20 protein-coding genes, 1 tRNA gene and 2 rRNA genes (1 of these 23 cut by a window edge) are annotated in these 25,088 nt (G+C 37.2%); 7 read left to right on the forward strand and 16 right to left on the reverse strand.

Annotated features, from left to right (window positions below; translation table 11 throughout):
• Nucleotides 1-14: 14 nt before the first annotated feature.
• The 5 genes from FHY60_RS12440 to FHY60_RS18520 form a co-directional block, all read right to left on the reverse strand.
• Nucleotides 15-2,303 carry a glycoside hydrolase family 65 protein gene (locus FHY60_RS12440; RefSeq protein ID WP_139905347.1) on the reverse strand — a complete coding sequence of 763 codons (2,289 nt, stop codon included), beginning with the start codon at nt 2,301-2,303 and terminating at the stop codon, nt 15-17.
• A gap of 19 nt (nt 2,304-2,322) precedes the next feature.
• On the reverse strand, nt 2,323-3,168 hold the full coding sequence (locus tag FHY60_RS12445; RefSeq protein WP_180375404.1) for a carbohydrate ABC transporter permease: 846 nt from the start codon (nt 3,166-3,168) through the stop codon (nt 2,323-2,325).
• A complete protein-coding gene (locus FHY60_RS12450; RefSeq protein WP_139905349.1) occupies nt 3,168-4,046 on the reverse strand; it encodes a carbohydrate ABC transporter permease in 879 nt (292 codons plus the stop codon). The genes FHY60_RS12445 and FHY60_RS12450 overlap by 1 nt, the downstream gene beginning before the upstream one ends.
• 94 nt (nt 4,047-4,140) lie before the next feature.
• Nucleotides 4,141-4,779, reverse strand: a complete 639-nt coding sequence (locus tag FHY60_RS18515; RefSeq protein ID WP_139905350.1) for an extracellular solute-binding protein — start codon at nt 4,777-4,779, stop codon at nt 4,141-4,143.
• Between the two features lie 71 nt (nt 4,780-4,850).
• Complete coding sequence (locus FHY60_RS18520) at nt 4,851-5,453, reverse strand: ABC transporter substrate-binding protein (protein WP_139905351.1); 603 nt, start codon at nt 5,451-5,453, stop codon at nt 4,851-4,853.
• 142 nt (nt 5,454-5,595) lie between these two features.
• Here FHY60_RS18520 and FHY60_RS12465 point away from each other — a divergent pair, with 142 nt between their 5' ends.
• Both FHY60_RS12465 and FHY60_RS12470 read left to right on the forward strand, forming a co-directional pair.
• Nucleotides 5,596-6,345 carry an AraC family transcriptional regulator gene (locus FHY60_RS12465; RefSeq protein ID WP_139905352.1) on the forward strand — a complete coding sequence of 250 codons (750 nt, stop codon included), beginning with the start codon at nt 5,596-5,598 and terminating at the stop codon, nt 6,343-6,345.
• A gap of 297 nt (nt 6,346-6,642) precedes the next feature.
• On the forward strand, nt 6,643-8,154 hold the full coding sequence (locus FHY60_RS12470) for an NAD(P)H-hydrate dehydratase (protein WP_139905353.1): 1,512 nt from the start codon (nt 6,643-6,645) through the stop codon (nt 8,152-8,154).
• Between the two features lie 92 nt (nt 8,155-8,246).
• On the opposite strand, the gene rpsD is transcribed toward FHY60_RS12470, so the two are convergent.
• The 7 genes from rpsD to FHY60_RS12505 all read right to left on the reverse strand — a co-directional run bounded on the left by rpsD (nt 8,247) and on the right by FHY60_RS12505 (nt 16,073).
• Complete coding sequence (gene rpsD / locus FHY60_RS12475; protein ID WP_139905354.1) at nt 8,247-8,825, reverse strand: 30S ribosomal protein S4; 579 nt, start codon at nt 8,823-8,825, stop codon at nt 8,247-8,249.
• A gap of 254 nt (nt 8,826-9,079) precedes the next feature.
• A complete protein-coding gene (locus FHY60_RS12480; protein WP_139905355.1) occupies nt 9,080-10,075 on the reverse strand; it encodes an ABC transporter ATP-binding protein in 996 nt (331 codons plus the stop codon).
• Between the two features lie 15 nt (nt 10,076-10,090).
• Entirely contained in the window at nt 10,091-11,056 is a 966-nt protein-coding gene (locus FHY60_RS12485; protein WP_139905356.1) for an ABC transporter ATP-binding protein, read from the reverse strand.
• A 2-nt stretch (nt 11,057-11,058) separates the two neighbouring features.
• Complete coding sequence (locus FHY60_RS12490) at nt 11,059-12,012, reverse strand: ABC transporter permease (RefSeq protein ID WP_139905357.1); 954 nt, start codon at nt 12,010-12,012, stop codon at nt 11,059-11,061.
• Between the two features lie 22 nt (nt 12,013-12,034).
• Nucleotides 12,035-13,033, reverse strand: a complete 999-nt coding sequence (locus FHY60_RS12495) for an ABC transporter permease (protein ID WP_139905358.1) — start codon at nt 13,031-13,033, stop codon at nt 12,035-12,037.
• A gap of 132 nt (nt 13,034-13,165) precedes the next feature.
• Nucleotides 13,166-14,923, reverse strand: a complete 1,758-nt coding sequence (locus tag FHY60_RS12500) for an ABC transporter substrate-binding protein (RefSeq protein WP_139905359.1) — start codon at nt 14,921-14,923, stop codon at nt 13,166-13,168.
• 139 nt (nt 14,924-15,062) lie between these two features.
• Nucleotides 15,063-16,073, reverse strand: coding sequence for a LacI family DNA-binding transcriptional regulator (locus tag FHY60_RS12505; RefSeq protein ID WP_139905360.1), 1,011 nt, complete (start codon nt 16,071-16,073; stop codon nt 15,063-15,065).
• Nucleotides 16,074-16,671: 598 nt separating this feature from the next.
• Here FHY60_RS12505 and FHY60_RS12510 point away from each other — a divergent pair.
• From FHY60_RS12510 to FHY60_RS12530, 5 genes are all read left to right on the forward strand, one after another.
• Entirely contained in the window at nt 16,672-17,694 is a 1,023-nt protein-coding gene (locus tag FHY60_RS12510; protein ID WP_139905361.1) for an ABC transporter substrate-binding protein, read from the forward strand.
• A gap of 248 nt (nt 17,695-17,942) precedes the next feature.
• Nucleotides 17,943-18,803, forward strand: a complete 861-nt coding sequence (locus FHY60_RS12515; protein WP_139905362.1) for a hypothetical protein — start codon at nt 17,943-17,945, stop codon at nt 18,801-18,803.
• Nucleotides 18,804-18,934: 131 nt separating this feature from the next.
• A complete protein-coding gene (locus tag FHY60_RS12520) occupies nt 18,935-19,705 on the forward strand; it encodes an ABC transporter ATP-binding protein (protein ID WP_139905363.1) in 771 nt (256 codons plus the stop codon).
• Nucleotides 19,692-20,486, forward strand: coding sequence for an ABC transporter permease (locus tag FHY60_RS12525; protein WP_139905364.1), 795 nt, complete (start codon nt 19,692-19,694; stop codon nt 20,484-20,486). The genes FHY60_RS12520 and FHY60_RS12525 overlap by 14 nt, the downstream gene beginning before the upstream one ends.
• Nucleotides 20,487-20,539: 53 nt before the next feature.
• Entirely contained in the window at nt 20,540-21,352 is an 813-nt protein-coding gene (locus tag FHY60_RS12530) for a tetratricopeptide repeat protein (protein WP_139905365.1), read from the forward strand.
• A 10-nt stretch (nt 21,353-21,362) separates the two neighbouring features.
• Here the strand turns inward: FHY60_RS12530 and FHY60_RS12535 are convergent, their stop codons facing one another.
• From FHY60_RS12535 to FHY60_RS12550, 4 genes are all read right to left on the reverse strand, one after another.
• A complete protein-coding gene (locus FHY60_RS12535; protein ID WP_139905366.1) occupies nt 21,363-23,222 on the reverse strand; it encodes a DNA topoisomerase in 1,860 nt (619 codons plus the stop codon).
• 113 nt (nt 23,223-23,335) lie between these two features.
• Nucleotides 23,336-23,410, reverse strand: a tRNA-Asn gene (locus FHY60_RS12540).
• 7 nt (nt 23,411-23,417) lie between these two features.
• Nucleotides 23,418-23,534: ribosomal RNA gene (gene rrf / locus FHY60_RS12545) — 5S ribosomal RNA — on the reverse strand.
• 46 nt (nt 23,535-23,580) lie between these two features.
• A 23S ribosomal RNA gene (locus FHY60_RS12550) occupies nt 23,581-25,088 on the reverse strand (it continues 1,443 nt past the right edge of the window).

Raw genomic sequence — 25,088 nt, forward strand, 5'->3', positions numbered from 1 at the left:
TATATTCACATAATTTATGCTTCATCATTTTTGATTAAAACCTGCCAATCTCCAACCGGATTGTACTCAACTTCCTTTATCTTAAGCCTTACTGGTACTTTACTCCGAACACTGACTTCTGTACAATCTTTTCTCATGTGGACCTTAATCTCTGCACCCCTATATAAAAATCTAAACACAAGTTCCTTCCACATTGCAGGAAGCTTGGGATCTAAGGAAATGTAGTCCTCCTTTATTCTCAAACCTGCAAAGCCATAAACTATGGCCATCCAGGTTCCTCCCATGTTGGCGGTGTGAACTCCATCCTTAGTATTTCCATGGGTATCATCTAAGTCTAACCTGCTAGTTTCGATAAAGTATTCATAAGCCTTCTCAGCATATCCTATCTTTGAGGCCATAATACTGTAAGCAGCACAGGATAGAGATGAATCATGAGTAGTTATCTTCTCATAGTAATCATATGAGTTCTTGATTGTATTAAAGTCTGCCTCATCTTCCACCAGAAAATGTGCCAGTACTGTATCAGCCTGTTTCAATACTTGGTATCTATATATTGTTAAAGGATGATAATTCAGCAATAAAGGATATTTATCTTTTGGAGTATCTTTGAAATTCCATACTGCCTTTTTCAAGAAGGTATCGTCCTGTGCATTTATTTTTAAATTTTCATCATAGGGCAGATACATAGCTTTTGCAGCTTCGTCAAAGGCCTGAATCTCCTCCTCGGAAAGCTGTATTCTTTCACAGAGCTTCCTTAATAAATTGCCTTCCTTTTCCTTAAGCAACTCATATAGTTTAGCAGCCCATTTTAGATTATACTTTGCAAGGACATTGGTATAATAATTGTTATTCACAATAGCTGTGTATTCATCTGGTCCGGTAACAGCATCTATTCTGAAACGACCTTTGTGAAAGTGTCCTATCTCTAGCCAGATCCTAGCCGTTTCAAAAACTACTTCCGCTCCGAATTCCTTGATAAATTCCATATCTCCGGTGGCTAAGAAATATTGTATATAGGAGTAGGCTATATCTCCGTTAATATGATACTGTGCAGTACCAGCTGGGAAATAGGAGGAGCACTCTTCTCCAATTATAGTTCTCCATGGATAAGCTGCACCTTTTTTATGCCCAAGCTCCTTGGCTCTTTTTCTAGCATAGTCTAAAGTTGTATACCTATATTTTAAAAGCTGCTTAGCCAATTGGGGATAGCACAGTGTAAAAAATGGTAGTATATAAATCTCCGTATCCCAGAAATAATGGCCTTCATACCCCTCTCCACTTAAGCCCTTGGCACTTATGTTGCTTATAGAGTCCTTTCCCACAGCTTGAAGCAGCTCATATAGGTTAAAGCGGATACCCTGCTGCAGCTTCTCATCCCCCTCGATACTAATATCAGCTATTTTCCAAAACTCCTTAAGGTAATTTTCCTGCTCCTTAAGGAGGTCTTCAAAGCTGTAAAGACTCAGCTTTTCCAGGATTTCCCTCCCGCTTTGTTTTGGGTTTTCATACCTTCGTGAATCTGTATATACATTATATTTAGTAAACTCGATAACTTCTTTTCCCAGCTTAGTTTTTATAATTGCCTTGACAGACTTTTCATCTTTTTCGTAACTTACAGATTCTTCTTCATTACATTGATGTTTCGTAGTAACTACTACTGCCTCTTTGGATGTTTGGGTTTTTGCAGTCAACTGTAAAATATTCTTATCTTCATTTACACAACTTACAGACAATATATGGGAGTGCCCTGCTGCAACCCTGGGGTCGTTTGCATCAGTATAATTTGATACATCCCCATTGATTACTGATTCTATTGTAACATCACCGTCAAAGTTAACCTTCTCTATACGGTAGTTGATGGCATAGAGCTCCAAGTACTTAAGGGAAGCTAATCTTGTTATCTCCATTTTTAGTTCTTTTCCCTTTGGAGACACCCACCATATCTCCCTTTTGTAAAAGCCCTTGTCCATGTCTAAAAATCTGTTAAAGCTTTTAATAGTACCGTCAAATAAGGAAAATTTCTCACCATCAATCATTATATTAACAGTTTGAGAATCAATGACATTAACTATCTTCTGCATTGTCTCGGGAAAGCCATAAGCCTTTTCACCATAAGCAATAGAAACCTTCTCATAAAAGGCATTAATATAAGTACCTCTTATAGTAGGATAACTTTCCGGATATCCTTCTTCAAAGTTTCCTCTTACACCTAAATATCCATTGGCCACATTAAATATACTCTCATTTTTTAGTAAATCCTTTATTTGCAAACTGTTATCACTTATAATCCATCTGTTCCTCATAATATGCACTCTCTTTCTGCTATTTTACTGCTCCTGCCATTACACCTTTGATAATATATCTCTGTGAGAATAGATAGAAAATAATTATTGGTATAATAGTGAGAACAAGTCCTGCCATTGCTAAATTCCACTGTATGGTAAACTCCCCGAAGAAGTAGAATGTTGATAGTGGAATTGTCCTTAGACTTGGGCTTCTCAGCACCAAGGAAGGCAGTAAATAGTCGTTCCATATCCAAATTACATTTAAAATAGCTACAGTCACCGTTATTGGCTTTAATGTAGGAAATACTATCCTCCAAAATACTTGAAACTTATTACAGCCATCAATTTGTGCTGCCTCTTCCAGTGATAGGGGGACACTCTTTACAAAGCCATGATATAAAAATACGGATAGGCTGCTGCCAAAGCCAATGTACATAAAGATAAGGCCGTAAAAGGTATCTATCATGGCAAAATTGATAGCTTTTATCTGCCATTTGCTCATATACTGCATCAATGGTATCATAACTGCCTGGAAGGGTATAAGCATGGTGGCAACAAACAAATAAAGTACAAAATTAGCAAGCTTTGACTTGCTTCGTGCCAAAGCCCACGCAGTCATAGAAGAAAAAACTATTATTAAAAGAATACTGATTACCGAAACTAGTAATGAGTTCCCAAAGGCCTTAAAGAACTTCATTTTTTCTATGGCAGTAGCATAGAAGGAAAAATTCAAGGCTTTTGGCAGTCCCATAGTATCTGTAAATATCTCTGCTCGTCCTTTAAAAGAACTTACAAGCATTATATACATAGGAAACAAAGTTAGCGCAGCAGCAAGCCAGCCTAATATTGCCAAGATATGTTTTGACTTTATCTTTGCTTTCATCACATTTCAACCTCTCTTTTCTTAGTAGTATAGACTTGTATTACAGTGATTACCATGATAACCAAGAAAAAGATAATTGCTTTTGCCTGTGCCTGTGCAAACTTATTATAACTAAAGGCTGTACTATAGATATTCATAGTTATTAGTTCTGTGGTTCCATAGGGTCCACCATTGGTTAAGGATAAGTTAGTATCATACTGTTTAAAGGAGCTAGAAAGAGTAACAAAAAGACTGATTGTGAAAGCCGGAGCTATCAGTGGCAATGTGATTCTTGTAAACTTTGTCCAAGCATTTGCCCCATCAATATTTGCAGCTTCCATTATCTCCTCAGATATACTCTCTATAGAGGCAATATATATGACCATAACATAACCTGCCATTTGCCATACACCGACTATTACCATGGCCCAAAAGGCGGTTACAGGTTTATCCAGCCAATCAAAAAAAATCTTTGAAGTATGAGTTACTTCACCAAGCTGTTCAAAAAACTTTGTAAATATAAATTGCCAAATAAATCCCAGGATAAGTCCTCCAATGAGGTTTGGTAAGAAGTAAACACCCCTCAATATATTTCTGCTCTTTAACTTTGAGGTTACTAAAAGCGCAAGAGCTAGTCCTACAATATTAACTAGTATAACCATAGCTATAGTGTATAAAATAGTTCGACCAAATGCGGGACCAAATTTACCATCTTCAAAAGCTGCTATATAGTTTTTTAGTCCAACAAATGAGGAACCTTTAAATTCAAAACCATCCCAATCTGTAAAGGAATAGACTACTCCCATAATAAAAGGAATGATTATCACATTTGTAAAAATCAGCAGCGACGGAACAACAAACAATGCTGTTGTTAGCTTGCTCTTGAATGTTTTATTCATTCTTGCACCCCCATTTCTATTTTCTAGACCCTTTTTATATAATCTTTTTAGATTAAAAGCCTCTTTCCGAGGCTTTTAATCTAAATATATTTAACTATTGTTTTGCAGCGTTAACCCATACTTGGTTAATTTCATCTAACAACTTATCTGTATTTATTTGATCAGCATAGAATTTTTCCATTGCACTTGAACAATCCTTATCTACACCGGCAGGGAACAGATTGAAAGTCCAACCAACAGTCTTACCAGCTGTAGCATATCTTGAAACTTCCTGTGCAAGAGGATTTAGATTGCTTACGTCGAAGCCTTCGTATGGAGGTATAAGCTTAAACTGTTCAGTGTAGTGAGTCTGGCCAGCTTTTTCAGTAAACAACCAGTCAAGGAACTTAGCTGCTCCATCCTGCTGTTCTTTAGTCGCATACTTGTTTATACGGAAGAAGTTTGTATTACCTACTGCTATACCATCATTACCGTTTGTAGGCATTGGTAACATTCCATATTCAAAATCAACTTCATATTCATCGATAATACCTTGTGCCCAGTTACCTTGGTGAATCATGGCGAAAGCACCAGTAGCAAAGCCTGCAACCTGTTCGTCATAGGTGCTCTTAGCACGGTTAGTGTATTTCTTTAACATTTCTAATTCTTCTACATATTTCTTAACTTCAGGAACATCCTTTAATTTTAGTTCACCACTTATAACCTTTGGAATAACTTCCTTATAGTTGCTCATAGTTGCAAAAGGCCAGTTAATTGGATGCATAAACTGGAAGTAGGTTTCTTTAGCAAAAGCTATAGGTGCCTTTACGCCATCAAGTTTAGAAAGTTTTTCAGCAGCAGAGCTAAGTCCTCCATAGTCTTTATGTCTTCAGCTTTTACTCCAGCCTTATCAAATAAGCTCTTGTTATAAATCAATCCAAAACCTTCTAGGGCTACAGGCAGTCCGTATAGCTTGCCATTTTTCATTGCATCATCGCCTTGTCCTTTAGCTATTACTGATGCTGACTTCAAAGAATCTAACGGTGCCATGTAGTTAAAGAATTTTTCAAATTCACTGCCGCTGCCACAGGTGAAGATTACAGGAGCAGTTTCAGGGCTTGATGCAAACTGTGACTGCAGGGTAGTTACAAGATTGTCACCGGCTGATCCCAAAATCTGAACTTCAACATCACTTTGAGTACTGTTGAAATCTTTCGCAGCAGCTTCAAGCTGTTCTTGGATTTCAACCTTATTCTGAATTACTGTAACTATAGCCTTCTCCTTTTTCTCCGGTGCAGGACTAGTTGTAGTAGTTTCAGTATTACCGGTATTTCCGGTGGTGGTAGTGTCCCCACTCTTGGAAGAGCATCCAGCAATCGTTGTCAAAGCTAACGCCAAAGCCACAATAAAGCCTAGAGTTTTTTTCATAATAATATTCCCCCTACTTTTTTATTACATTTACACTATGTAAACGGTATATTGACATTATACACCGCTTCGCGGTACAATTTTTATACAATATTAATACTTTTTACACTTTATTAAGGTTACTTTTTAGGAGGTGATAGGTTTGGATAATATTTATAAAAAGCTAGAAGAAACACTGGCTAAAAATAAATATACTTCGTATGTACACCCACCATATGAGTTGGAGAGAAAGTTGGTTATTGCCATTCAAGAGATGGACTATGAAAAAAGTCTCAGTATACTAAAGGAAATTAATTCTCTTGAAAGAGCACAGCTCTCAAAACGGCCACTGCTTTCATTAAAATACTCCCTCATAGGTTCTTGTACCCTCTTTGCCCGAGCCGTAATAGAAGTTGGCTTAGATGCAGAAACCTCCTTTATGTTAAGTGATTACTATATTAATAAAATTGATGAAGCAGCCACCTTTGATGATGTACAAGCTCTAGAATATTTAATGTTAGGCGACTTTATAAAGGTTTTACGAAAAAATAAAGAATTCACATATAACTCTTTGATTAACAGGGTTATTTCCTATATACGAAAGAATATAGAAGAAAACTTTACCCTTCAGGATATTTCCTCTTACGTTGGTGTTCATCCAAACTATCTTTCTGCCGCTTTTAAAAAGGAAGTTGGCAAAACCCTATCGGAATATATTAATGAGCATAAAATAGCATCCATAAAATTATATATTAAGCATACTAATCTCAGCATAAGCGAAATTAGCTATACCTTTAACTTCAGTCATGTAACCTACTTTTCTCGTTTTTTCAAAAAACATACCGGAATGACGCCAATGGACTATAGGAAGTTAAATTCTAATATGAATTCTTTAATTGAACATACTGTCTAATGATATAATAAGTCCCGGCTTACTTTACACCGGGACCTTTTTGATGGTGAAAAGCTTATAAAAGTTGTTTCTTCTTCTTCTGCTGCTGCTACTGCTATATATGTAGACAATAGTCAATTGGTATACCCTCATTTTTACATATTTCAAATAAAGATACAACTGATTTCTTTTTTCTCAGGCGTTTTCCTGACCAATTATTTAAAATATGTAAAGCCATTGATATCTCAAACATTTTTTATGGTAAAATACACTTATAGGGTTAATAATCAGATTATATTATTTTACATGGAGGAAATCATGAGAATCGGTACTTCTAAAATTACTGCTGATGTTGATAAGGCATGCGTAGAAAGTCTTGGTATACCATTGATGGTCCTTATGGAAAATGCAGCATTGAATGTGTTTAAGCATCTTGAAACTAATAAATTTTCAAGCTATGTGGTGATATGCGGCACCGGAAATAACGGAGGAGATGGCTTGGCTGTAGCAAGGCATCTTTATGTATCCGGTAAAAAGGTAGAAGTATTTGTAGTAACCGGCAGCAGCGGGCGCAGTAGTGAATGCTTCAAGGCTAATTATAATATACTGAGAAACATGGGTCTAGCAATTATTGATATTACCGATTATACTGCTCTGAAAAAGCTTAAAACTTCACTATCAGAGGCAGAAGTAACAGTTGATGCTATATTTGGCACAGGTCTAAATAAAGAAGTCCAAGGGATATATAAAGAAGTTATAGAAGTAATTAACCAATACAGCAATTTTACGGTTTCCGTTGACATACCTTCCGGTATGAATGGAGATGACGGAAATATCCTGGGCGTTGCTGTTATGGCTGATAAAACCATTTGCTTTGAATTTTATAAGAGAGGCTTTTTAAACTATGGCAGCAAAGCCTTCACCGGTGAGATATTGGTAGAATCCATTGGAGTTCCTGATAATATTCTTGAACAATTTCACAATGATGAATTTATATTTGAAAAGTCTGATCTTGTCCGCAGTATTAAACCACGAAAGAAGTATGGTCATAAAGGAAATTATGGAAGAACCCTTATTATAGCTGGCTCTGAGGGCTTTTCCGGAGCAGCCTACCTGGCCGCTCAGGCAGCTGTGAAAACCGGAAGCGGTCTCGTTACACTCTGCTGCAGTAGTGCGATTCAACACATTCTCAGCAGCAAGCTTTCGGAGGCTATGACATCCCCATATGAGGATAGAACAAGGCTTTTTGAGCTAGTAAATATTAGTAATGCAGTAGCTATAGGGCCAGGGCTCGGAAATAATGAAATCACTTTGGAGCTTTTGAAACTTATCCTTGAAAATGCAAAATGTACAGTAATAATTGATGCAGATGGACTAAATATACTTTCAAAAAATATGAGGCTTTTAAAAGTGACGAAGGCACCAGTTATATTAACGCCTCATCCCGGTGAAATGGCAAGGCTGACAGGCCTCTCGGTGGCGGAGATAAATTCTCACAGAAGTGATATAGCCAAGAACTTTGCACTGGAGCACAACATTACAGTTCTGCTTAAAGGATATCAAACAATTATTACAAACGGCTATAAGCTTTATGTAAATCCAACCGGTAATAGTGCCATTGCCGGCGGCGGTATGGGGGACTGCCTCACAGGAATTATTGCCTCCCTTGTTTCTCAAGGATTAACGCCTCTTGAAGCAGCAGCCTGTGGGGCCTACATTCACGGCTATACTGGAGATAGGCTTTCAAATGATATGTACAGTGTAAATGCATCTGAAGTGCTTACAAAGATACCTTATGTAATGAAAGAACTTATTTCCAATGAAAATTAAAAAATCCAGGGACAGCTTATCCCTGGATTAATTTGTATGCTATGTTTACCTAAAAACTGCTAGCAGACCTGTAAAAATAGTTTTAAGGTCTGTTAATTCTTTGAATAATATTCTAAAACCTTCGAGAATTTAACCTCAACAGGAACTTCCTCAGCTTTTGGTAGTCTGATTAATCTTCCCGAAAAGTTTTCATAGTCTTTCTCTACATAATTTACTGTAGGAACTATGTTCATAAAATTAGAAGCATAGGCTTCAATTTTTCTGGACTTTTCTCTTAATGATATAACATCATTTAAATCTACTTTATAGGAAGGAATATCAACCTTTTGGCCATTTACAAGGATGTGTCCATGATTGACTATCTGTCTTGCCTCTCTTAAGGTTGAGCCAAATCCAAGTCTATAAACCATATTATCCAATCTTCTTTCTAAGCTCTGGATAAGAAAGTCCTCTGATTTTTCTCTTGATTTTAAAGCTTTAAATACGATTGTTTTAAACTGCTTTTCTAAAACTCCGTAATAAGCCTTTAACTTTTGCTTCTCTAAAAGCTGCTCTCCGTATTCCGAAAGCTTGTGTTGTTTTACACCTCTTTTTAATGCCTTAGGATGTCCAAAAACATTAACTCCAAGATGTCTTGCTAATTTAAATCTAGGTCCCATGAACCTTGCCATATTATTATCCTCCTTGCATTTTCAGTGAGTACCTAATGACCATCAGTCATTAAGCCTACTGCATATAATCTGCGGTAATAATTTGGCGCCAGTCAGCCGTATTTATATAATAACATATCCAGCCAGCTTTGTAAATGATAATATTTATCATTTACAAAGCTTAGATCACTTATGTAAAGGCATAATTATACCGAGCCAATAACCAAATAATCAGGTTTCGGCTCGATTAATTAAAATAGTTCTAACTCTCCAACTTATTTATGTGCATGCCAGCATCTGATAAACTGCCCTTCACTAACTTCTTTTGCATCCGGGAATTCTTTAGCGCATCTTTCCTCAGCAACAGGGCATCGGCTTCTAAATGGACATCCTTTGCTTTCCGGTGTCCACATTGTAACTTCAGATTCTTCATCTCTTAATACCGGAAGCTCTATAGGTCCATCTCTTTCCGGGTCTGGAGCAGCGGCAATAAGCAGCTTTGTATATGGGTGCTGAGGATTAAGTACAACTTTATTTACCTCCCCCCATTCAACCATATGTCCGGCATATAAGACGATAATTCTATCAGCAAAATATCTTGCGGTAGCTATATCATGAGTAATATAAATAAAAGACTTCCCCTGTTCTGTCTTTAAATTATTCATTAAGTTCAATATTCCAAGTCGGATAGACACATCCAACATGGAGGTTGGCTCATCTGCGAAAATTACTTCAGCACCAACTGCCAAAATTCTAGCAAGATATGCCCTTTGTCTTTGACCTCCAGAAAGTTGGTGAGGATGTTTGCTTCCTTGTTCCTCCGGTGGAACAAGTCCTACCATAGTTAAGTATTCATCCATCTTTTGTTTCATGGTCTTTCTATCGCTTGGATGATACAACTTAAGAGGCCTCTTCAAATGATAGTAAATATTATGCAAAGGATTGAGAGATGAGAAAGGATCTTGAAAAACCATCTGTGCTTTTTGACGATATCTTTTTAACTTCTCACCCTTTAAGGTATGGATATTTTCATCTTCAAAGGTCATGGTTCCAGAAGTTGGATTGTAAAATCTCATAGCAACTCTGCAAATTGTAGATTTCCCACAGCCTGATTCTCCAACAACTGCCAATGCTTCTCCCTTATAGAGATCAAAGGATATATCATTTAAAGCACGCAAGGTTCTTTTGGGAGCTAAAACTCCCTTTCCACCTACTTTAAAATCCATAACAACATTTTTAACACTAAATATAGGTTGCTTTTCTTCTTTCATATCACACCTCATATTCTACACTTCTAATGGATTATGGCAATAGAAGAAGGCATCTTTTTCGCAAGTAATCTCCGGCTCTTTTGTAAAACAGTCCTTACCTGCTCTAAAGCAGCGTTCTTGAAATCTACAGCCTTTAGGAATACAATTTAAATTTAGTGGTGATCCAGGTATTCCTTCCATATACTTAATTTCACCTTTTAAAGATGGGAAGGAGTTTTTTAATCCATAGGTGTACGGATGTCTAGGATTATTCAAAATCGTCTTTGCAGGAGCTTGTTCTACTATTTTTCCTGCATACATAATAGCAATCCTATCGCAGAACTCCATCATTAGACTTATATCATGTGTAATAAAAAGAATAGAAAATCCAAATTCCTTTTTCAACTCATAAATACGTTTCAATATATCCCTTTGAACTACAGTGTCAAGTGCAGTAGTAGGCTCGTCCAATATTAGAAGTCTTGGTCTGAGCGCTAAAGCCATTGCTATAACTGCACGCTGTCTCATTCCACCTGAAAACTGATGAGGATAGTCCTTTAGTCTTTCGGCTGGAATGCCTACAATCGCTAAGAGCTCTTCTGCCTTTTTTCTTGCTTCTTTCTTATTGCTTGTAACGCCATGATATCTAAATATTTCATAAAATTGTTTTTCCAATGTTACTACTGGATTGAGGCAGTTCATAGCTGACTGGAATACCATGCTTATTTCCTTCCACCTAAACTGCTGCAGCTCTGCTTCCTGCATGGCTAATACATCTTTTCCATCAATATTAATGCTCCCATTGGATATTAATGCAGGAGGCCTATGCAATCTCATTAGGGAGTATGCTATGGTACTCTTACCACATCCAGATTCGCCTGCCAAACCAAGACTTTCACCTTCAGCAATTGAAAAATCTACATTGTCTACAGCCCTTACATAGCCTCCATTTCTAGTTACATAGTCAACACAAAGTTTTTCTACTGTAAGTAAATTTCCCATAACTACATACTCTTTCCTTCCTGTATTTTTATTTGGTCAGAATTTTTGCCTTTTAGCCTACGCTGCTTTTTTACCACTCTATAATAAGCTCTCATAATTCTTTGAGCTCTAAGTTTTGGATTTGAGATTTCATCAATAGAGAAATTTATAAGCGTAAGTCCTGCTCCAAAGAGAACAATTCCGCTAATTGGTCCAAGTAATTCCCACCATATACCCGCGGTCAAGGCTCCTGATTTCTGTGCATTGTAAAGCATAGTTCCCCAGGTAACAGACAGCGGATCGCCAAAACCTATAAACTCTAAGGTAGCTTGAGCCATAATAGCATATATTAAGGTACTTACAAAGGCTGAGCTTATCATGGAAAGCATATTGGGCATAATTTCCACAAACATAATTCTCAGTTTTGACTCACCCAAGGTTTCAGCAGAATATATAAATTCTCTGTTTCGTATACTCATGGTCTGAGCACGGAGCACACGTGCATTCCAAGGCCATGACGTAAATCCTATGATAAGACATATGACCACCGGTGATACTCCACCTAGGAGAGAGGTAATTATTAAAAGTAGTACAATGTTTGGAATAACCATTAGTATATTAATGATTGTGGTAATAACGTTGTCGTATACACCTCCGAAATATCCGGAGCTGATACCAAAGAACAGACCCAAAGCTACAGTAATCGCACCTGCTGCAATTCCAACTGTAATTGACTTTCGTCCACCATATAGGGTTTGAGCAAAGACATCATTTCCTAAGCGGGTAGTTCCTAATATGTGAGTTGAGGAAGGAGGACTGTGATATTCTCCTACGTATCTGTGTGTAGGATCATGAGAGGTAAAGATGCCTGCTCCCAGAGTGAGTACTAGCATTATTATAATCAATAGAGCTCCTATGGTAGTCTTAGGGCTGTTTCTAAAAAAACTTACTATTTTACTATTCCTTATTTTTCTCATAACTTTCTTAATCTCCTTCCAATTAGTTCTTGCTTGCACCCTGTCTTCGAATTCTCGGATCTAAGAATGTTATGCTGATATCAGCAATAAAATTGGCAGAAAGCATTAATACTGTACTCATTAAGAGTATTCCCTGCATAAGTGGGTAATCTCTTCTATTAATAGCATTTACCATAACCTTACCTAGGCCTGGGTAATTGAAAACCTGCTCAACAATCAGTGAACCTCCTAGTAGAAAACCAATAGACATTGCAAGAGAAGTAACAACAGGAAGAAGTGCATTTCTAGCTCCGTAGCCAAACATAATCTTTCTATCCGGTACCCCTTTAGCAATTCCCATAACTATATAATCTTCACCAAGCTGATTAATCATGTTTGCTCTCATCCCCATAATTCCACCAAGTCCAGTAATAAGAATTGAAAGCACCGGTAGGAAAGCATGATAGGCAACATCCTTTATATATTCAAAGGTGTTTGCAGGTTGGAACAGAGGAGTAACTGCATAACCTCTTGGAAATACTCCTGTAAAACCAAGAGCAAAACTTAGAATAATAGCAACAACTACAGATGGAACGTTGGCCAGAATCTGCCCACCTACAGTTAAGGTTGTGTCCAATTTCCCTCCGCGTTTCCATGCAGCAAGAATACCAAGAAGTGTATTAATTATAAATCCGATAATCAATGATGTTCCCATAAGGAACACAGTCCATGTTAGGCCACGCTTTACTGAATCTAAAACCGTCTGCGGATAATAAGTGAATGAAATTCCCCAGTCCCCTTTTAAAATACTGATAATATAATTGAAGAAGCTTACGATTAATGGTTGCTGTTGATTGTATCCAAACAATTTTTCAATTGCAGCAATAGTCTCAGCATTAATTTTTCCTCCGGACTGATAAAGGGTTGCTATATACATTTGAACAGGATTACCCGGCATCATACGAGGAAGAAAAAAATTAAGGGATACTGCTCCAAAAAAAGCTAGAATATAAAAACCTAATCTTTTTAATATATACTTCATAACCTGCCTCCAGCTACAGTCAATTGACCTTTTGTACCCAATTGACCGTTCTTTGTGATTACTTTTAATAATCTATACAAGATGTGGCATGATTTAAGCCTCATGCCACACCAGCTTTAAGTTATAAGATTATTATTTTTGTACTGGTTGTAAGTTCATAAGCTGTAAGAGCTTTGAGTCATGGTTGCAGTTTGCAGGGTTGAACATTGGGTTGTCCTCTGTTGCCCAGCCAGTAAATCTGCTGTCATTGTAAACAAACCAGTTACCGTTGTAAAGTATTGGAATATTAATCATATTCTTTGCAAAGAACTGTTCAATTTCTGAAGTGATCTCTTTTAATTCTGCGTCAGAAGCACTTGGCATCTTAGCAATTAATGCACTAAGTTCATCATTAACATAGTTTGTTTGACAAATTGACCACCAAGTTGATGTCTTAACTCTACTTTGATCGCCAATTGTATCAAAATAGAACTTCCAAATGTCAGCAGATGTTCCATAACCACCGTAAAGAACGTCGTGATTACCTGTTGCCCAAGTTTCAATAACTAATGAAAGGTCAATAGCTTTAGCTCTAGCGTTTATACCAGCCTTTTGAAGTCCCTGAGCAGCTATTGCTGCACCATCGTTCCAGTCAGTCCAACCTGCAGGTGAAATAATGTCAAATGAGATCTTTGATCCATCAGGGTTCTCTACAAAACCGTCACCATCTACATCTTTAAAGCCAGCATTTGCAAGAATCTGCTTAGCCTGTTCTATATCAAACTTGGTGTATTTTGCCATTTCTTCATCTGCTTCAGCGTCCCTATAACCCCAAAGTGCCGGTGGCAATCCTGTATTTGTAGGAACGACTCTTGACAGGTATCCATAAACTGCTGAGTCAATAATAGTTTCTCTGTCTACTGCCAATGATACAGCTCTCTTGAAATCTACATTATTGAAGGCCTTTAGGTTGCCTTTATTTGGTGTCATATAGTTGAATGCAAGACGTACTCCGTCGTTTACACCATACCAGAACTTACGATGTGGATCACCTTGTACATAATTTGTTTCAGCATCTGGTATGAAAAGGTGTGCCCAGTCAACCTCTCCGCTTTGAAGTAATACTAAACCAGCGTCATTACCATTGTATTGAGGAACTCTAAGTTCATCTACTTGTAATTTATCTCCCTGCCAGTAGTTAGGATTACGTCCTAAAACAACCATTTCAGGTTCGAAAGAAACAACTTCTGAGAATGCACCTGTAACAACAGGATTTTCTAATACATAAGTAGCAGGATCACTTATGCTTGAGAAAATATGCTCAGGTACTATCCACTTTTGGAAGAATACTGTATTTCTGTGGAAACGATTAACTTCTCTCATAACAATTTTTACGGTATAATCGTCTACAATTTCAACGGATTTAATTTTTCCGTTTTCTCCCCAGTCACCGTTTCTATCGATTTCAGGGTGATCCTTTGAATAGGTGAATGAGAAAGCAACGTCCTTAGCAGTAAGGTCTTTCCCGTCACTCCACTTAACACCTTTTCTTACTTTTACAGTAAGCGTTTTGTAGTCTGGTTCAGTAATAATGTCTTCAGCAAGCCACATGTGTTCCTTGTTATTGTTGTAGCTGTCGAAAACAACTAGCGGCTCATACATAAAGCCTTGTACAAATTGATATGCTGAGCTTATAAATGGATTGAAGTTTCTTACCCAGCCGTCAGTCATTTCCATAAGTGATGTCAGAACAGCTTTTTCCTTTTTAGTAGGTTCTGTTGATGGAGTTTCTGTGGTTGTTGTGGTGGTGGGGCTTTCTGTGTTTTTATCGGTTGGTTGTGTCTTGCCGCCGCATGCAGCCAAGGAAGCTGTCAATGCAAGGGTAACCAAAATTGAGATGGCTTTTTTCATATAAATATCCTCCTTTATTTTTAAAACCTTAAGGTTTTAATTCAATTGATATACCATGGCTTTCCCTAATTATATCAAAGGATTAAGGATATGATTTTTAATTCATAAAGCATGTCTTATCAGTCTAAAGAGGTATATTCTAAAGCAGTTCTCCTACGGAATTTCCAATTTGTAATTCTCCTTTTACCACAATTGTTTCGGGTAATGTAGTCTTTGGTTTTTCGATATGTTTTATTAGTTGCTCTGCTGCTCTTTGTCCAAGCATTTTTGTGTCTTGCTTGTAAGTCGTTAATTTAGGACTTAGCACCCTAGAAAGGAGTATACCGTCATAACCCACTACAGAGATATCTCTTGGAATTTTGAGTCCTCTTTCATGAATCACATTAATTCCACCTACCGCAGAAAAATCATCAGGAAACATTATGCAGGTTGGTCTACTGGGAAGGTCTAATATTTTTCTTGTAAGCTCAGCAGTTATCTTAGGATCATGGAATGCTCCTTTTCTCACATATTCATCTTTAATGCTCACTCCATATTCCTCTAAGGTTTTATAAAAGCTAATAAGTCGATTTTGTGTAACTGAGGTGTATTGTCCATGAATGAAAGCAATTCTTCTATGTCCCATGCTATAAATATAATTGACAAGGTCCCTTATACCTGAGATGTTATCAGAGAAAACAGCTGACTTGTTGTTGAATTTATGGTCTATTGTAACTACAGGAATATCACTATTTGCAAGCTGTATAACGTCTATGTTATCGGAAACTAGAGATGCGATAAAAACTCCATCTAATGACCTATATTTACAGTGATCAAGATAGCTTACCTTTTTATCACCTATAGTGTTATTGATAAAGGTTACGTCATATCCACTTTTTTCTACACATACTTTAAACGATTGCAAGATTGCTCCAAAGTATTCATGGGATAATCCGCTTTCTGTATCATCATTATAAATTACACCAATATTATAGGACTTATTTGTTTTTAACGCCCTCGCCAGAGAATTAGGAAAGTACCCCAACTCATTAGCGGCCTTTATTATCTTTTCTTTTGTATCTTCACTGATATCGCTATAGCCATTTAATGCCTTGCTCACAGTGGCAACAGATACACCACAATGCTTGGCCACTTCCTTAATAGAAATCATTTAATTCAGCTCTCCTAAACATAAATTTACTAAATCGGTTTAGTAATGTTTAAAAAATTATAGTTGCTTGTGCTACTTTCCTATATTGGTATTTAAATTAATATATGTTTTATTTATCCTTATATGTAAATGTTATCATTTAAAGTATATTTTATCAAGAGTTATTTCTAAATATTTGAAATTATCTTAATTTTATGTAATTCAATATTTTTTAATCCTTTATAGTAAGTTGTATGATTAAAATCTTGAAAATATGATACTTTCTGTAGTAATTTCTTAACCGTTTTCGAAAATTCTTATGTGTCAAACTTATTTAATTCGTTACGTTCGAAATTTTAGTATTATAACTTAAGGTGCTTCATTATTTACTTTTTATTCTTTTGTTGCAATTATACTCAAAAGTTTTTTACGGCTTTTTAGAAAATATAATACAATGAAAATAAAAGGAAGAAATTGCTAGATAGAAAGTGTTATATTAAGAGGATACAATCATGATAGTTATTACTGATCAATTAATCTTGAATATTTGAAACTTTTGTAAGCAAATTTAGAACATCTTTCATATTATAAAACATACAAAGATTATATGGAGGTAAACATGAAAAAGTCACTGTTTAAACTTTCTTCGTTAGTACTTAGTGTTCTATTAATCACCACTATACTTTCAGGCTGTAAAAAAAGTGATGGGGAGCTTTTAAAAGTTCGTCTCAACGAAGTTACTAGATCCGTCTTCTATGCTCCTATGTATGTTGCCATCAATGAGGGCTTCTTTAAGGAAGAAGGGCTTGAAATTGAGTTGTCTACAGGACAAGGTGCAGATAAAACCATGCAGCAATTATTAAGTGGCAGCGTTGACATCGGCTTCAGCGGTCCGGAACAAGTTATCTATATCTACAATCAAAAGAGAGACGACTTACCAATTCTTTTTGCACAACTGACCCAGAGGGACGGTTCATTCCTAGTTAGTAGAGAAGACGATCCTGATTTTACATGGGAATCCGTAAAAGGAAAAACAATCGTGGGCGGAAGGCCCGGTGGAGTACCTGAAATGGCTCTGGAATATGTATTGAAGGAACATGGTATCGACATTACGAAGGATGTAAAACTAATAACAAATATAGCTTTTAATGCTACTGCCGGAGCATTTCAAGGCGGAACCGGCGACTATGTAGCTCTTTTTGAGCCCACAGCCAGTATGATTGAGCAGGAAGGTCACGGCAAAGTTGTTGCTTCTATAGGTGCATCCGCTGGTCCTATTGCATACACCTGCTTCTATGCCACCAAATCCTATATGGATAAAAACCCAGAAATTATCGAAAAATTTACTCGTGCCATTTATAAGGGCCAATTATGGGTAGCAAGCCACACTGATGAAGAGGTTGCAGCTTCAATTAAAGCTTTCTTCCCAGGTACAGATGAAAAACTTATAGTTACAGTTGTAAAGAATTATAAAGAAATTGATGCTATTTCTACTGAACCCCAGTTAAAGGCTGAAGACCTAACAAGACTAATGGATATAATCCAAGCCTATGATTCAAAACTTATACCTGAAAGGCCTGCCTTTGAAGAAATAGTTGATAATAGTTTTGCAGAAAAGGCAGTTAAGGATATAAAAAAATAAAATAATTGTTAAAATAAGGGACGGATATTAACCGTTCCTTTTTTATTTGTATCATTTTTAATTTTGAAATTTCTCCATATATGGCTAGAAAATACTATTACTCATAAAAAGCACATTAATCTCAATAATACATCAACAATGTACAAGCATACTTTTTATAATTTAGGTTAAATTAAATTTGTACACATTAATACGGAACCAACTTTAGCTTAATTAAAATTTTAATTAGTGTATAAGGAGGGTATCCAATGAGAAAATCTATGAGTATTGTTTTAACATTATTGGTTTCTGCCAGCATTGCAGGCTGTGCTCCTAGAAATACTGCTAGAAACAATGACTATTATCGTAATAATATCCAGAATACAAAATATAGTACAACACAAACCAGATATAAGGATGGAGTTTATACAGGATACAGCGATACTACTGTAAATGGTAGAGAAATGGCTAGAGTTACTATACGAAATGGTCGTATAGTTGATGTTGATTTAACTACTGTAACTAATGATAGTAAAAACAATGCGAATACTACTGGAACTGATAGAACTACCACTAGAACCAGTAAAACCACTGGTACTGGAACCGGCATAGTAAATACAAGGACAATAACTGGTACTGGTACAAACACCAGCAGAGTTGGCACAGGTACTTATAATACCAGAAATAATAATGGCTTTATAATCAATAGTGCTACAAGAAACAGTAATAAAAAGGCAGGCATGAAAAACGATTATGATATGAATAATACAAAGACTGGAACAACTGATAATATTACAAGAAGAAATAACACTAATGCTGCAAATAACAATATTACATCTTCACCTATTGGCACATATACTCCTGGAGTTGGAGTGCACAGTGGTGTTGGTATTAGTGGAATAAACAGTTACGATGCAAATAGACTTAACACTCAGGGTACCCTAGACACTAATCAGTACGGTGGTATTACAAGATTACGCTCAGCCTTTACTGGAGCTATACTTCAAAATCAAAATTATGACTTTGATATAAATAATCTAGGAGAAAATCTTACTGACAGAACACAAATAGACTCAGTGAGAAATTGGCAATTGGCGGTAAGAAGAGCCTTAGAACAAGCAAAAGAGTAATATATCAGGCAGAGTATTAATTAACTCTGCCTTTTAATTTGATCAGTTTTTCTATTGGTTCACCCCTTTATTTTTAACAAAGCTCACCTCTCAATCATATACTGAATTATATGATGCAAGGAGATGATAGGATGAGCAAGGTAGAACTGAAAAATGTATTTATGAACTACCATACCCCTAAGGGTGAAACTGCTGCTCTTAATGATATCAGCTTAAAAGTTGAGCCAGGTGAGTTTATCAGCATAGTTGGTCCATCCGGCTGCGGGAAATCAACTCTTTTGAATATAATTTCAGGACTTATTAAGCCATCAAATGGCAAAGTCTCTGTAGACAATGAAGAAATTCATGGCTATTCCTCTAAACTCGGCTATATGTTTCAAAAAGATCATTTATTTCAATGGCTTTCCGTATGGGATAATATCAGCTTAGGATTAAAAATTCAACATAAGCTAAGCCAAGAAAATAAACATAAGATTGAAACTCTCCTAAAGAACTATGGTCTTTGGGACTTTAAGAGCTACAAGCCTTCAGAGCTATCCGGTGGTATGAGGCAAAGAGTTGCACTAATAAGGACATTGGCCCTTGATCCTGAGGTACTCCTTTTAGATGAACCTTTTTCTGCTCTGGATTATCAAAACCGATTAAAAGTAAGTGATGACATTTATAAAATTATAAAAAAAGAAGGTAAAACAGCTATAATGGTTACCCATGATATTGCTGAGGCAATATCTACCAGCAACAGGGTTATTGTACTTTCTAAGAGACCGGCCATGATCAAAAAAGAAATAGAAATAATCTTCTCCATTCCCTGTGATTCTCCATTAAAGTGTCGTGAAGCCCCGGAATTTAGATTCTATTTCAATGCTATTTGGAAGGAGATGGACTTAGATGATGATAAGTAATGAGCACAAAAAGTATTTAAAAAAAATTAAAAGCACCCATCATAAGGTTGTATTCACAAGAATTTTTATCCTAGTAGCTATATTTGCTATGTGGGAAATACTGGGTGATTTAAAAGTAATAGATCCCTTTCTAACCAGTACTCCTTCAAGAATGATGAAAAGCTTAATAAATATATATAATGAGGGTACCTTATTTAAACACATTCTTGTAACCTGCTATGAAACTATTTTAGGCTTTGTACTTGGTACAATTCTTGGAACTGTGATTGCTATATTACTCTGGTGGTCAGATTTTGCATCCAAAGTAGCTGAACCTTATTTAGTAGTATTAAATGCCCTGCCAAAGGTAGCACTTGGACCAATCATTATATTTTGGGTAGGCAATGGTTTAAGGGCTATTGTCCTCATTGCTTTGCTAATTTCAATTATAGTAACTATAATAAGTGTACTAGCAGGTTTTAAGGAAGTTGATGAAGACAAGATTAAACTTCTAAAAACCTTCGGTGCAAGTAAAATACAGCTTCTAATGCACCTAATTATTCCGGCATCTATACCTACCTTAATATCCGCATTAAAAATAAATGTTGGTTTATCTTGGGTAGGAGTAATTATGGGAGAATTCTTAGTTGCCAAAGATGGTTTAGGCTTCTTAATTGTTTACGGCGGACAAATATCCCAACTGGATATGGTAATGATGAGTATAATTATTCTCTCAATACTGGCCTATATAATGTATGCCGGAGTATCAGTCTTAGAAAAAAGATTAAAAGACAGATATTGATAAAAAAATCCACACATGTTACTATAGTTACAAAAGTTGTTTTGGAGGAACATATGATTAAAAAGTCAAGTTTAATAAAATTAATCCCTGCAGTAATTGTTATAGCCTCGGTATATTACCATAGTTCTGCTGTTGGACTTGCTCTCTTGGTTTTGGCCTTATTAGCCCTTATCTATTCCAAAAGGGACTTTTATTACTTTATAAAGGCTAACGCTGCTTACAACACAAAAGATGTAGAAAAAGCATTCTCATATTTTGAAAAGGCACTAAAGGTAAAAGGGGTTTCATCTAGAATTAAAAATGTTTATGCATACTATTTGCTTAGAAACAAAAATTTAGATAGGGCAGAAGAATTGTTAAATACGATTAATATGGATACTCTCGACATTCATGAAAAAAATCAAGCTAGGTTAACCTGGAGCCTTATTCATTGGAAGAAAAATAATCTTTCAAAAGCTCTTGAACTTTTAGAATTGATCTATAATGAGTATAAGTGTACACCAATGTATGAGAGCTATGGATATCTCTTAATACTGAATAAAGACTATGAAAAAGCTTTAAAGGTAAACTTGGAGGCAGTAGATTACGACAGTTCAAACAACATCATCCTGGATAACTTAGGTGAGACTTACTATGCTTTAAAAGAATATGATAAAGCCTATGATATCTATACAAATCTTATAGAAAAGTCACCAAGCTTTCCTGAGCCTTATTATCATTTTGCACTTGTATTAAAAGAAAAAGGTAAAAATGATAGGGCTTTAGACCTCCTAGAGAAAGCATTGGAATTTAAGGAATCATATTTAAGTGAGGTTAATCACTCCTTAATTAATTCCGTCATAGAAGAAATTAAGCAGAACAATTAATTTGTTCTGCTTAGCTTTTTTCCTGAAGCTTTTCTCTCTTGTCGTTAATTAGTACTTTACTAGTGTATTTTATTTTCTTTGCTCCGTTAATGGTAAAATTATAAATCTCTTTTAAAAAGGCTTCTTTGCTGTACTTTCCCTTCTCTATATCAAAAAGTTTCTTTTCAAGTCTACCGGTATAATCTGTATCCATTAGCTCTTTTATCGGAAAGTTTTCTATCAGTTTTATCCCTACCTCTGTAATTAACAATGACTTGCCTTTAATATATATATAGCCTGCATTTTTTAACTTATTTATGGTCTCAGCCCTGGTAGCAGCAGTACCAATGGAGTAACCATAAAGTATAGTGTCGTCTTCTTCTTCCTTATCTCCCTTGTTCTTTCCACAGGTTTCCATAGCCTTTAACAAGGTCTTTTCTGTATGATGGGCCGGTGGCTTACTTTTCTTTGTCAATACTTCAGCCTTTACTACGTCAACCTCTTCATCCTTCTCAAGGGGCGGTAACAATTCATCCTTCTTATCTTCTTTATAGAGCTTCAACCAACCTTTACTTTTCAGTATTTTTCCCTTTGTTATGAAGAGTCTGTCGAATTTTTCACCCGCTATTTTTGTTATTATCTCTGTATGTTCAAACTCTGCCGGTGCCATAAACTGTGATAAAAATCTATTTTTTATTGCATCATAAACAATTCTTTCGTCTTCCGATAGATTGCCCGGTTTAATATATGTAGGCATAATAGCACTATGACTCTCTACCTTTTCATTATTGAATACCTTTTTGGAATCACTAAATACAATTTCATTTTTAAAAGGAATATCAGCCTTTAAGGTTTCTAATACATTTTTAGCCTTATCCTTTATAGTCTCTTCCAGAGCGGTACTTTCTGTTCTTGGATAAGTAATGTACTTTTTTTCATATAGACTCTGTGCTACTTTTAATACTTTGTCGGCAGTCCAACCTGTATACTTACTAGTTATAAATCCTTGAAGATTGCTCAGATTAAATAAAGCCGGAGGATATTCATTTTTTATCTCTACGGTCTTCTCGGTAATTACTCCGCTTTTCCCCTCTATCTCTTCTTTTAACTTTTCCACGCTATCCTTCTTAGGAAACTTGTCATTCTTACCATGAAAGAACTTTCCCTTATAAGCTCCGCCTTCTGCCATAAATTCCACTACAAGTTCATAGTTTGTTTCCGATTTAAAATTCTTGATTTCCATTTCTCTATCATAAATCATTTTCAGAGTAGGCATAAGCACCCTGCCTATATTCAGAAGGCTTCCTCGTCCTCTGGCAAATTTTAGAGTTGCCAAGGAGGTAAAGTTTATACCAATTACCCAATCTGCCAGCTGCCTACTTACCCCTGCATCCTGTAATGGCCGCATATCTTCATTGGTCTTTAGAGAATCCAACCCTCTTTTTATTTCTTGGGGTGTCCATTCGTTTATTAATATTCTTTGTATTGGCTTTGAAACCTTTATATATGAAAATATCAATAGGGCAATTAATTCTCCTTCCCTATCATAATCTGTTGCTGCAATGACTCCATCTACGTCATCTCTTTCTACCAAAGATTTAATTATATTTAACTGCTTCTTTGCCCCAAGGTCTTCCTTATTCTTGTTTTTATCATCTGGCTTGACTTTATATTTGAAACGCTCCGGTATGTAAGGAAAGTATTCTAGATTCCACAAGGCAAATTTTTCATCATAGTCCTTACAATCGCAAAGAGTTACTAAATGTCCAAAAGCCCATGTTACTATATAATTTTCGCCCTCTATGTATCCATCTTTTTTCTGCTTACATCCTAAAGCATCTGCTATGTTCCTTCCTACAGAAGGCTTTTCTGCCAGTATCAACTTTTTCATAATTATCACCATGTAATATTATATTACACCTTTTATATATTTTAAAGACTAACCGATATAAAACAAAAAGCAGGCGTCAGCCTGCTATCTTATACTTTTCCAAAAAATAAAAATGGCTCCGCGAAGAGGACTCGAACCTCCAACCCTTCGGTTAACAGCCGAATGCTCCACCATTGAGCTATCGCGGAATGCCTGACCTGGCAACGTCCTACTCTTCCACTCAGTCTCCCGAGCAGTACCATGGGCGCTGTGAGTCTTAACCATCGTGTTCGGAATGGGAACGGGTGTAACCCTCACGCTATCATCACCAGATATCAGAGAAGTTTGTTCTCTGAAAATTGCACATAAGAATGTGTTTTAGGTCAAGTCCTCGACCTATTAGTACTAGTCAGCTGCACACATTACTGTGCTTACACCTCTAGCCTATCAACCTTGTGTTCTTCAAGGGGTCTTACTGACTTACGTCATGGGAAATCTTATCTTGAGGTGGGCTTCACGCTTAGATGCTTTCAGCGTTTATCCCGTCCCGACATAGCTACCCAGCGGTGCTCCTGGCAGAACAACTGGTACACCAGAGGTCAGTCCATCCCGGTCCTCTCGTACTAAGGACAGCTCCTCTCAAATTTCCTACGCCCGCGACGGATAGGGACCGAACTGTCTCACGACGTTCTGAACCCAGCTCGCGTGCCGCTTTAATGGGCGAACAGCCCAACCCTTGGGACCTACTTCAGCCCCAGGATGCGACGAGCCGACATCGAGGTGCCAAACCTCCCCGTCGATGTGGACTCTTGGGGGAGATCAGCCTGTTATCCCCGAGGTAGCTTTTATCCGTTGAGCGATGGCCCTCCCACGAGGTACCACCGGATCACTAAGTCCGACTTTCGTCCCTGCTCCACTTGTGGGTGTCGCAGTCAGGCTCCCTTCTGCCTTTACACTCTACGAACGATTTCCAACCGTTCTGAGGGAACCTTTGAGCGCCTCCGTTACTTTTTAGGAGGCGACCGCCCCAGTCAAACTGCCCACCTAACAATGTCCCGTCACCAGCTTCATGGTGTCCGGTTAGAATCTCAGTATCATCAGGGTGGTATCCCAAGGTCGACTCCACAAAGGCTGACGCCCTTGCTTCCAAGTCTCCCACCTATCCTGTACAGATAATACCGAAACTCAATGCTAAGCTACAGTAAAGCTCTACGGGGTCTTTCCGTCCAATCGCGGGTAGCAAGCATCTTCACTTGCACTACAATTTCGCCGGATTTGCAGTTGAGACAGTGCCCAAATCATTACGCCATTCGTGCGGGTCGGAACTTACCCGACAAGGAATTTCGCTACCTTAGGACCGTTATAGTTACGGCCGCCGTTTACTGGGGCTTAAGTTCATGCCTTCGCTTGCGCTAAGCAATCCCCTTAACCTTCCAGCACCGGGCAGGCGTCAGCCCCTATACATCAGCTTACGCTTTAGCAGAGACCTGTGTTTTTGCTAAACAGTTGCTTGGGCCTATTCTCTGCGGCCTACTCGCGTAGGCACCCCTTCTCCCGAAGTTACGGGGTCAATTTGCCGAGTTCCTTAACTGCAATTCTTCCGCTGGTCTTAGGATTCTCTCCTCACCTACCTGTGTCGGTTTGCGGTACGGGCACTACTTCACTCCCTAGAGGCTTTTCTTGGCAGCGTGGAATCAGATACTTCGCTACTAAATTTCGCTCCCCATCACACCTCAGCATTGAACAGACGGATTTGCCTATCTGTTCTGCCTAGATGCTTAGACCCACATCCAATAGTGGGCACATCCTATCCTCCTGCGTCACCCCATCGGTAATAACGCGTCATAGTGGTATCGGAATATCAACCGATTGTCCATCGCCTACGCC

It is taken from the genome of Clostridium thermarum (assembly GCF_006351925.1).
GTDB classification, from domain to species: domain Bacteria; phylum Bacillota; class Clostridia; order Clostridiales; family Clostridiaceae; genus Clostridium_AU; species Clostridium_AU thermarum.

Coding starts and splice junctions, on each gene's coding strand:
- FHY60_RS12440 (WP_139905347.1), bottom strand. CDS start 2,303: ATGAGGAACAGATGGATTATAAGTGATAACAGTTTGCAAATAAAGGAT.
- FHY60_RS12445 (WP_180375404.1), bottom strand. CDS start 3,168: ATGAAAGCAAAGATAAAGTCAAAACATATCTTGGCAATATTAGGCTGG.
- FHY60_RS12450 (WP_139905349.1), bottom strand. CDS start 4,046: ATGAATAAAACATTCAAGAGCAAGCTAACAACAGCATTGTTTGTTGTT.
- FHY60_RS18515 (WP_139905350.1), bottom strand. CDS start 4,779: ATGAGCAACTATAAGGAAGTTATTCCAAAGGTTATAAGTGGTGAACTA.
- FHY60_RS18520 (WP_139905351.1), bottom strand. CDS start 5,453: ATGAAAAAAACTCTAGGCTTTATTGTGGCTTTGGCGTTAGCTTTGACA.
- FHY60_RS12470 (WP_139905353.1), top strand. CDS start 6,643: ATGAGAATCGGTACTTCTAAAATTACTGCTGATGTTGATAAGGCATGC.
- rpsD (WP_139905354.1), bottom strand. CDS start 8,825: ATGGCAAGGTTCATGGGACCTAGATTTAAATTAGCAAGACATCTTGGA.
- FHY60_RS12480 (WP_139905355.1), bottom strand. CDS start 10,075: ATGAAAGAAGAAAAGCAACCTATATTTAGTGTTAAAAATGTTGTTATG.
- FHY60_RS12485 (WP_139905356.1), bottom strand. CDS start 11,056: ATGGGAAATTTACTTACAGTAGAAAAACTTTGTGTTGACTATGTAACT.
- FHY60_RS12490 (WP_139905357.1), bottom strand. CDS start 12,012: ATGAGAAAAATAAGGAATAGTAAAATAGTAAGTTTTTTTAGAAACAGC.
- FHY60_RS12495 (WP_139905358.1), bottom strand. CDS start 13,033: ATGAAGTATATATTAAAAAGATTAGGTTTTTATATTCTAGCTTTTTTT.
- FHY60_RS12500 (WP_139905359.1), bottom strand. CDS start 14,923: ATGAAAAAAGCCATCTCAATTTTGGTTACCCTTGCATTGACAGCTTCC.
- FHY60_RS12505 (WP_139905360.1), bottom strand. CDS start 16,073: ATGATTTCTATTAAGGAAGTGGCCAAGCATTGTGGTGTATCTGTTGCC.
- FHY60_RS12510 (WP_139905361.1), top strand. CDS start 16,672: ATGAAAAAGTCACTGTTTAAACTTTCTTCGTTAGTACTTAGTGTTCTA.
- FHY60_RS12515 (WP_139905362.1), top strand. CDS start 17,943: ATGAGAAAATCTATGAGTATTGTTTTAACATTATTGGTTTCTGCCAGC.
- FHY60_RS12520 (WP_139905363.1), top strand. CDS start 18,935: ATGAGCAAGGTAGAACTGAAAAATGTATTTATGAACTACCATACCCCT.
- FHY60_RS12525 (WP_139905364.1), top strand. CDS start 19,692: ATGATGATAAGTAATGAGCACAAAAAGTATTTAAAAAAAATTAAAAGC.
- FHY60_RS12530 (WP_139905365.1), top strand. CDS start 20,540: ATGATTAAAAAGTCAAGTTTAATAAAATTAATCCCTGCAGTAATTGTT.
- FHY60_RS12535 (WP_139905366.1), bottom strand. CDS start 23,222: ATGAAAAAGTTGATACTGGCAGAAAAGCCTTCTGTAGGAAGGAACATA.